Below are 7491 nucleotides of genomic sequence, written 5' to 3'. Positions count from 1 at the left end.
CCTCGTCCAGCTCCCGCAGCACCAGCGCGCGCAACTGCTCCTCGGCCAGCGACGGATCGCTCATCCGAGCACCCATCCGCTCGAACAACGCCTTCGCCACCCGGTCCTTCAACCGCCCCAACGCATCCACCGGCGTCATCACAGGCGCAGGCGGGCGGGGGCTCGACGGCTTGGTCGGGGACGACGCCACCGGCCGGTCGGCGATCACCTCCGCGCGAGGCTCGAGAAGCAGGGAAGGCGCCGGGCCGGCGACTCCGGCCGGTTGCGGCCGGGAGGCCGCCCGTCCGCGGCTCGCGTCCAGCCGCTCGCCCAGGCGCATCAGGAGGCCGCCTTCTGACGGGACCAGAATCCGCTGGACCTGGGAGCAGCCGCGACCCCGAACCGCTCGAGCAGCCGGCGCATCTCCTTGGTGGCGGGGTCGCGCTTGAGGTCCATCGACAGCAGCGGGACGCCCTGGTTCGTGGACGCCGGCACAGCCGCCGACCGCGGCAGCACGACGTCGACGCCCGTACCGAGAGCGAGCTCGACGTCGGAGAGGGCGAGGCCGTGCTTCGGGTCGGCGAAGTTCATGACCACGTGCCGGCCGGAGGGCAGCAGGTCCAGCTCACCGAGGACGTCGATCTCCTTGCGGAGCCCGCGGATGCCCGGCACGTCCATGCTGCTGAGCAGGACGGCGTCGGATGACTTGTCCAGGGCGGCGAGCGTCTGCTCCGACAGCCCGGGCGCGGTGTCCACGACGACGTACCGGAACTGGCGGGCCAACGCCGCGAGCAGCCGGCTGACGTCGTCAGCGGTCACCGTGTCCCCCGCCGCCGGCGACTCCGACCCGCACACCGCGAACAGCCCGCTCGGGTGCTGGGTGAGGAAGGTCTTCAAGACCATCGTGTCCTCGCTGGCCCGGCCGTGCACGGCATCGGGCAGCGTGTACTCCGGCTGCAGGCCGAGGGCCGTGGCCACGTCACCGAACTGCACGTCCAGGTCCACCACGACGGTCGACTGCGGCGCCACCGCGGCCAGGCCGACGGCCAGGTTCGTGGACACGGTGGTCTTGCCGACCCCGCCCTTCGGCGACAGGACGGAGATGACCCGCCCGGGGGCCGAGGGCCGGCCGGCGACCGGGCCGAGCACCTGCCGGCGACCCAGCGCCGCCAGCGCGGCCCGCTCGGTGACCTCGCGGAGCTCGGGAACGTCGGCGTCCGGTGCGACGACGTCCCGGATGCCGGCGCGCATGACGGCCGGCCACAGCTCCGGGGTGGGCGCGGCGACGAGCACGACGCTGATCCCGGGCCAGGCGGCGTCGAGGGCACCGGCCAGCGCGAGGACATCCTCGACCGGGGCAGCGGGGCCGAGGACGACGACGGCGGGCAGGTCGCCGGCCGGCAACTGCTCGAACAGCCGGATCGGCTCCCGAGGCACTCGTCCCGGGGGCAGCACGACCACGTCGGGCCGTGCGGCGCGCAGCCGCTCGATCAGGTCCGGGGTGCCCCCCGCGAGGACGATGCCGCTCACTCTTCCGACCCCCCGTTGGCGGCGGTGAGGCCGGCGAGCGCGTCACCGTAGATGTTGTTCTGCGTGACGATCCCGGTGCCGGAGGTGTCCGCACCCTCGGGCTCCAGTGCGAGCCAGACGCTGGCGTGCTCCATGCCGAACACCACCTTCTCGGCGTCGCGGGCGGGCAGGGCGACGGTGACCATGAGGCTGCTCGACGGGGCGGCGGTCCCGGTCGCGGCCGTCTCGGTCGAGCCCTCGGCCGGCGCCGCAGGGGCCGGCGCCCCCTGCACCTGGGTGACCAGGACGCCGTGCAGGACGGAGTGAGTCGTACCGGTCTTCTTGTCGTTGGCGTCCTCGAGGTCCATGGAGATGTAGACGCCGATCTCGTCGCCGGCGGCCAGCCGGCCACCGATCACGCGCTGCGGCTCGAGCAGGAAGCTGACCTCGGAGAAACCCGGGGGCACCTCCACGAGGCCCGGTGGCTGCAGTGCGGATTCGTCGGCGAAGCGGCTGGCCAGCAGCTGCTCACCCGGCTGCAGCGCCACGGTCGTCACGCGGTTCCCGAGGTCGGCCAGGTCGCTCACGCTCCCGGTGGCCGCCACCTTGGCGGGGATCTGCTCCAGCCGGACGGATCCGGTCAGCTCTCCCGCGGCTGTTCCTTCCTGCACAGGCGCGGTGACAACGAGGACCGGGGTCGTCTGGACCCCTTCGAGGGCCCGGGCGTCGGCCCCGCGGACGTAGGACACCAGCACGACGGTGCCCACGACCGCGAGACCGAGCGCGAGCACGGCGGCGAGAATGCGGCGGTTCACTCATTTCCCCCTTGAGTGGATGGAGCTCGAAGAGTCAGGCGACGAGCCGGACGGCCACGGCGCCGAGATCGGGTGCGGTCGGATCAGGCGTGAAGGCATCCGTCGAGTCGACGAACTCGGTGAAGTAGCCCGCGATGCACCGCTCCTCGCCCTTGCAGGGCTTCGGGGTGCTGTAGTACTGGCCGGCGAAGTTGTACCCGGTGATCGTGAAGGCGGCGTAGCCGTAGATCCGGTACCAGGCGTTGGAGCCGGTGTCGCCGGACTCGTCGAAGATCGGCAGCAGCACGGTCGTCCCGACGAGGCCGGCGAAGTAGTCCGGCGTGCACTCCGCTGGGACGCTCGCTCCCGGCGAGGAGTCCACGATCCCGTCGACCGTGGAGGTCGCCCCGCACACGTCCGGGTCGGTCTCCAGCCAGCCGAACCCCCCGGGGACCTCGAGGCCCGACGGCCCGGTGCAATTCGTGTCGTCGGTCTTGGTCCACTCGATCACGATCGGGTCGGTGCCGGTCGGCGTTCCCCCGTCGGTCTGCGCATCGAAGGCACACCAGGAGAAGGCCAGCGGCAGGACGGCGGTTCCTCCACCGGGGGCGTCCCACCGGACGGTGGCGCTGGCGGAGACGTCGGTCGATTCGAACCCCAGGACCGGGGCGAGCCAGTGGCCCTGCGTCCCCGGGTTGACCACGGTGACCTCGTCGGCCCCGAGGGTCACCGTCGGGGTTCCGTGGACGGAACCGGCTTCGTCGTAGTTGGCGCTGGTCAGGAAGTCGGCGGTCGTCTGGCGGTCCGCGCAGGCCGGCAGGGCGGCCGCGCAGTCGTGGCCGATGGCCAGCGCGGCGGCGTCGGCGCCGTTCTGCAGCTGCTGCCGCTCGGAGTAGACGGCGGCGATGTCGACGGCCAGGGCGCCGAAACCGAGGAGCGGGACCATGAGCAGGGCGACCAGGACGGCGGAAGCGCCCCGTTCACCGTGCAGCCGGCGGCAGACGCTCAGCCGTTGCATCGCATGACCCCGTCCGCGTCCAGGGTGATGGTGTCGCCGAGGAACCCGGTGAGGAACGGCATCGGATAGGTGACGGTGACGATGGCGTTGGTGCCGGCAGGTGCCCCGTCACACGTGGCCGGCGAGACGGTGACGCCACCGGAGGTGACGCCGGGGTTCAGGGAGGTGCTGGCGGACTGCACCGCCGCCTCCACGGCCGCCTCGTCGCCCTGGAGGGCCAGGACCCGCGCGCCTTCACGGGCGGCGGCGGCCAGCGTGGCCTGCACCTGGAAGGCGCGGCCGAACTCCACGATGCCGAGCACCAGGACGATCAGCAGCGGCACAATCAGCGCGAACTCCACCGCTGCCGCACCACGCTCTGAACGCATCTCCCCCACGACTTCCCCCCGGTTGGTGTATCTGCGACCTGTGTGCCGCGGTCAGCGGCGCAGCGACCAGACGGCCGCCGCACCGCCGACCACGGAGCGCGGCGCTGAGGTCAGGGCGTGGCGCCGGGGAGCGTGCCGCCCAGGCTGGTGACGATCGAACGGAACAGCGTGTCCAGGCGACCGCCGAGCGCGGTCACGGCGACGATGATCACGACCGCGATCAGGCCGACCATCAGGCCGTACTCGACGGCGGTGGCGCCCTTCTCGTCCTTCTTCAGGCGGTCCTGGGCGACGGCGGCCAGGCAGACGAGGTTGGTGTAGAGGCTGAGCATGGTGGGTTCTCCCCCCGTGTCGCCGAACCGGGTAGGGCCTCGTGGCCCGCCCTCGCGGCTGGAAGGAGACTGCAGTCACGGAGAGTGGTCGGAACAGGGGTTACCACCGAGTGGGTGACGCACTTCTCCCCCCTTCGAGGCAGATGCGCACCGTCAGGGTGACCACGGAACGTAGCCGGAGTGCTGAGCGGCCGTCACATCCCGCCGCGCGCGCACGGGTGTCGCTGCACGAGGAAGGCTTTCGGCGTCCCGATGATGGCTCGCATGCGCCTGCCTGGACCCCTGAGATCCCGTCGCCCGGCCGGCGTGCGGGAGTGGGCCCTGGTCGCGGTCCTCGGCGCGCAGGTGACCGTGCCGGCGGTGGCCCTCCTCGACGCCCCACCGACGCGGTTCGGGTTCCAGATGTACTCGGCCCAGGGCGGCGTCGTGGTGACGGCGATCGACGCGAGGGGCCGGGAGTTCTCGCCCGACCTGGAGGAGTCGCTCGCCGGTGTCATGCGGCCGGAGTTCGACTGGACGACCGTGCTGCCCGAGTACGTGTGCGATGTCGTCCCCCGAGCCGTCCAGGTGACCGTGGAGCAGCCGGACCAGGAGAGGACCGTCCGGTGCGGCTGACCCCCCTCCAGGCCCATCCGCGGCCGGTTGCGGTGGCCCGGATCGGGCTGGGCATCGCCGCGATCGCCAACAGCGTCGAGATGTACGTCCTACTGCGGGGCATCGCCGGGGGGAAGCTCGCCCTACCGGTCCACGGGGTGATCCCGAGCCCGACACCACTGGCAGCGCACGTCTACCTGGTTGCGGCCGTCGTGGCGGGTGTAGCCCTCACCGTGGGTTGGCGGACGACGACGGCCGCCGTCGCGACGGTGGCGCTCAACGTCGGGGTGTTCCTGTGGGACCAGCAGACGTACAGCAGCCACCGGCTGCTGGGCACCCTCCTCGTCGCCTACCTGGTGTTCGCTCGTTCCGATGCGGCGTGGTCGCTGTCCTCGCGCGCGGGGCCGGTGCCGTGGTGGCCACAGCTCCTGATGATGTCCCAGCTGTCGGTGTGCTACTTCTTCGCCGCCATCAGCAAGGTCAACGTCGTCTTCCTGTCCGGGGCTCCGCTGTCGCTGTGGGTCTGGATGCCTCTTCCGTGGTGGCTGTTCACCCTCATGGCCGCGGGCACTGTGGCGGGGGAATTGTTCCTGGCGTTCGGTCTCTGGCACCGGTCGACGGTGCGGGCCGCCGCGACATTCGGCGTCGCGCTGCACATCTCGATCGTCGTGCTGCTGGAGGACCAGACCGTCCCCCTGACGGCCTTCGGGCTCACATGCCTGTGCCTGTACGGCCTCTTCCTGCATCGCCCGGACGTCATGGTGACGGCTCCCGCGGATTCCCGCCCGGGTACTTCGGACGAGGCCGAGCCGGTCAGCCGCTGAAGGCCTCGGCGATGTCCATGGCGGCGGGCCCGAGCAGCACGATGAACAAGGTCGGCAGGATGCACAGGATGAGGGGGAAGATCACCTTGACCGGGATCTGCATGGCCTTCTCCTCCGCGCGCTGGCGGCGCTTGAGGCGCATCTCGGCGGCCTGGGTGCGCAGTACGTCGGCGATCGACACGCCGTAGGCGTCCGCCTGCACCACCGCTCGGATGAACCGGCGGAGGTCCTGGACACCGGTGCGCTCCGCCGTGGCCAGGTATGCGTCGCGGCGCGGCTGGCCGACGGCGATGTCCTGCAGCGTCCGGGTGAGCTCCTCGGCCAGCGCGCCCTTCCCGTTCTTCGCGGCGCGCGCCATGGCCGACTCGAAGCCGAGCCCGGCTTCCACCGCGATGGTCATCTGGTCGAGGGTGTCGGCCAGCTCCAGGCCGATCGCCTGCCGGCGCTCCTGGCCCCGGCTGTACAGCAGCAACTCGGGGACGAAGTACGCGACCAGGGTCACCGTCCCGCCGAACAACCCGCCGAGCGCACTCGGCTGCGCGCTGAGCACCAGCAGGCTCAGAGCCCCGGCGACCATCGCGAGAACCAGCTTCGCCGCGACCAGCTTGGCCACCGGCCAGGCGGCCGGTCGGCCGGCGGCGCCCGCCAGCCGGTTGAGCCGGTCCGTCGTCCCTCGCGGGGTCAGGTAGCCAACGAGGCGCGCGGCGGGACCGAGGCGCGTTCGGCTACTCCGCTGCCCCGCACCGCCGGGGACGTCGAGTCCGCGCGCCAGGTTCGCCTGCGCTTGTGCGGCCACGCCGTGGGTGCGGGGCAGGCAGGCCCAGCCGAGGATCGGCACACCGAGAGCCACTGCGGCGACGGCGGCCAGGACCGGACCGGGCATGGCCGGGATCAGCACGGGTCCTCCTGCGGAGTGACGACGAGGACCGTGGTCCGGTTCCCCTGCGAAGCAGCGATGGTCATCAGAACCGGATCGCCACGGTCTTCTTCAGCCACAGGCCGCCGACCAGCATCATGACGGCCGCGACCCCCAGCATCGTGTAGCCGGCCAGGCTCTCGGTGAACGCCGAGAGATAGCTCGGATTCGTGAGCGAGAGAAACACGGTGATGCCGAAGGGCAGGGCCATGAGCACGGTCGCGGAGAGCTTCCCTTCGGCGGAGAGCGCCTTGACCTGGCGGCGGATGGCGTTGCGCTCCCGGATGGTGTCGCCGACGGCGTCCAGCACCTCGGCGAGGTTGCCGCCGACCTCGCGCTGGATGGCGATGGCCTGGGCCACCCAGGTGAAGTCCTCGCTGCCCATCCGCTCGGCGACCTCGTCGAGAGCGTCGGTGAGGTCCCGGCCGACGCGGGTCTCGTTGATGATCCGGGCGAACTCCTCCGACGTCGGGGCGTCAGCCTCGGTGGCGACGGAGTCCATCGCCCGGAGGATGCTGTGCCCGGCGCGCAGGCTGCTGGCCATCAGCTGCAGCGAGTCGTCGAGCTGGTCGGCGAACGCGGCCCGCCGCCGCCCGGCCCTGAACCGCAGCAGCACCCGGCTACCCAGAACGACCACGATCGGGAGCAGCAGACCGAGCACGAGCCCGCCCACCAGCGCCCCGAGCACGGCGGCGACGGTGGCGACGAGTCCGACCGCCAGGACGAAGTCGGTCAGCTGCATCGCGACGCCGGCCTGCTCGAGCGTCATCGCGCCGGACGCTGCCCAGCCTCGCCGCGCGAGCACGCGGCCGACGGCGACGCCTGCGGCCGACCCCATCCCGGACAGCGCCGAGGTCGTCGGCGCCGCTGTCGGGTCGACCCGGCTCAACGGCACCCGCGGCGGCCCGGCCGGCAGCACGGCGACGGCGACGAGGAAGACGCCGCCGGCCACCGCGACCAGCCCGGCGAGCAGCAGCACCGGCGACATCAGCCCCAGCTCCGTCGGGCCGCGGTGGCCGGCTCGGCCACGCCGAAGACGCGGGGGGAGAGGGTGATGCCCATGTCGGTGAAGCGGTCGGTGAAGCGGGGGCGGACACCGGTGGGCACCGGCTTGCCCAGGAAGCGGCCGGTGACCGGGTCGACCCCGGCGGAGTAGT

General features: G+C 72.1%; 9 protein-coding genes and 1 pseudogene. 2 read left to right on the top strand and 8 right to left on the bottom strand.

What is annotated here, in order from left to right:
• The 6 genes and pseudogenes from ACI792_RS20800 to ACI792_RS20775 form a co-directional block, all read right to left on the bottom strand.
• Positions 1-319 (bottom strand): annotated as a pseudogene (locus ACI792_RS20800) (CpaF family protein); the annotation flags it as partial.
• Positions 319-1509, bottom strand: coding sequence for an AAA family ATPase (locus tag ACI792_RS20795; protein ID WP_456604263.1), 1191 nt, complete (start codon positions 1507-1509; stop codon positions 319-321). The gene ACI792_RS20795 and the pseudogene ACI792_RS20800, both read right to left, overlap by 1 nt.
• A complete protein-coding gene (cpaB, locus tag ACI792_RS20790; protein WP_456604262.1) occupies positions 1506-2303 on the bottom strand; it encodes a Flp pilus assembly protein CpaB in 798 nt (265 codons plus the stop codon). Before cpaB ends, ACI792_RS20795 begins: the two co-directional genes overlap by 4 nt.
• 34 nt (positions 2304-2337) lie before the next feature.
• On the bottom strand, positions 2338-3300 hold the full coding sequence (locus ACI792_RS20785) for a pilus assembly protein TadG-related protein (RefSeq protein WP_456604261.1): 963 nt from the start codon (positions 3298-3300) through the stop codon (positions 2338-2340).
• Positions 3288-3641 (bottom strand): TadE/TadG family type IV pilus assembly protein, encoded by a 354-nt coding sequence (locus ACI792_RS20780; protein ID WP_456604260.1) that lies wholly within the window; start codon positions 3639-3641, stop codon positions 3288-3290. The genes ACI792_RS20785 and ACI792_RS20780 overlap by 13 nt, the downstream gene beginning before the upstream one ends.
• Before the next feature lie 137 nt (positions 3642-3778).
• Positions 3779-4000, bottom strand: coding sequence for a Flp family type IVb pilin (locus ACI792_RS20775; RefSeq protein ID WP_456604259.1), 222 nt, complete (start codon positions 3998-4000; stop codon positions 3779-3781).
• A 306-nt stretch (positions 4001-4306) separates the two neighbouring features.
• Between ACI792_RS20775 and ACI792_RS20770 the strand changes: the two genes are divergently transcribed.
• The gene (locus ACI792_RS20770; protein ID WP_456604258.1) at positions 4307-4615 is read left to right on the top strand and encodes a hypothetical protein; all 309 of its coding nucleotides are present in this window, start codon (positions 4307-4309) and stop codon (positions 4613-4615) included.
• A complete protein-coding gene (locus ACI792_RS20765; protein WP_456604257.1) occupies positions 4606-5418 on the top strand; it encodes an HTTM domain-containing protein in 813 nt (270 codons plus the stop codon). The genes ACI792_RS20770 and ACI792_RS20765 overlap by 10 nt, the downstream gene beginning before the upstream one ends.
• On the opposite strand, the gene ACI792_RS20760 is transcribed toward ACI792_RS20765, so the two are convergent.
• Together ACI792_RS20760 and ACI792_RS20755 are read right to left on the bottom strand one after the other, a co-directional pair.
• Positions 5408-6316, bottom strand: coding sequence for a type II secretion system F family protein (locus ACI792_RS20760; RefSeq protein WP_456604256.1), 909 nt, complete (start codon positions 6314-6316; stop codon positions 5408-5410). The two genes, ACI792_RS20765 and ACI792_RS20760, sit on opposite strands and share 11 nt — an antisense overlap.
• Before the next feature lie 64 nt (positions 6317-6380).
• Complete coding sequence (locus ACI792_RS20755) at positions 6381-7322, bottom strand: type II secretion system F family protein (RefSeq protein WP_456604255.1); 942 nt, start codon at positions 7320-7322, stop codon at positions 6381-6383.
• Positions 7323-7491 lie beyond the last annotated feature (169 nt).

The organism is Blastococcus sp. SYSU DS0669 (genome assembly GCF_054050895.1).
This window is presented reverse-complemented; position numbering and strand designations above follow the sequence as displayed.

Excerpts from the sequence above, each read along its gene's own strand:
- ACI792_RS20785 (WP_456604261.1), bottom strand. The coding sequence starts at position 3,300 with ATGCAACGGCTGAGCGTCTGCCGCCGGCTGCACGGTGAACGGGGCGCT.
- ACI792_RS20755 (WP_456604255.1), bottom strand. The coding sequence starts at position 7,322 with ATGTCGCCGGTGCTGCTGCTCGCCGGGCTGGTCGCGGTGGCCGGCGGC.
- ACI792_RS20775 (WP_456604259.1), bottom strand. The coding sequence starts at position 4,000 with ATGCTCAGCCTCTACACCAACCTCGTCTGCCTGGCCGCCGTCGCCCAG.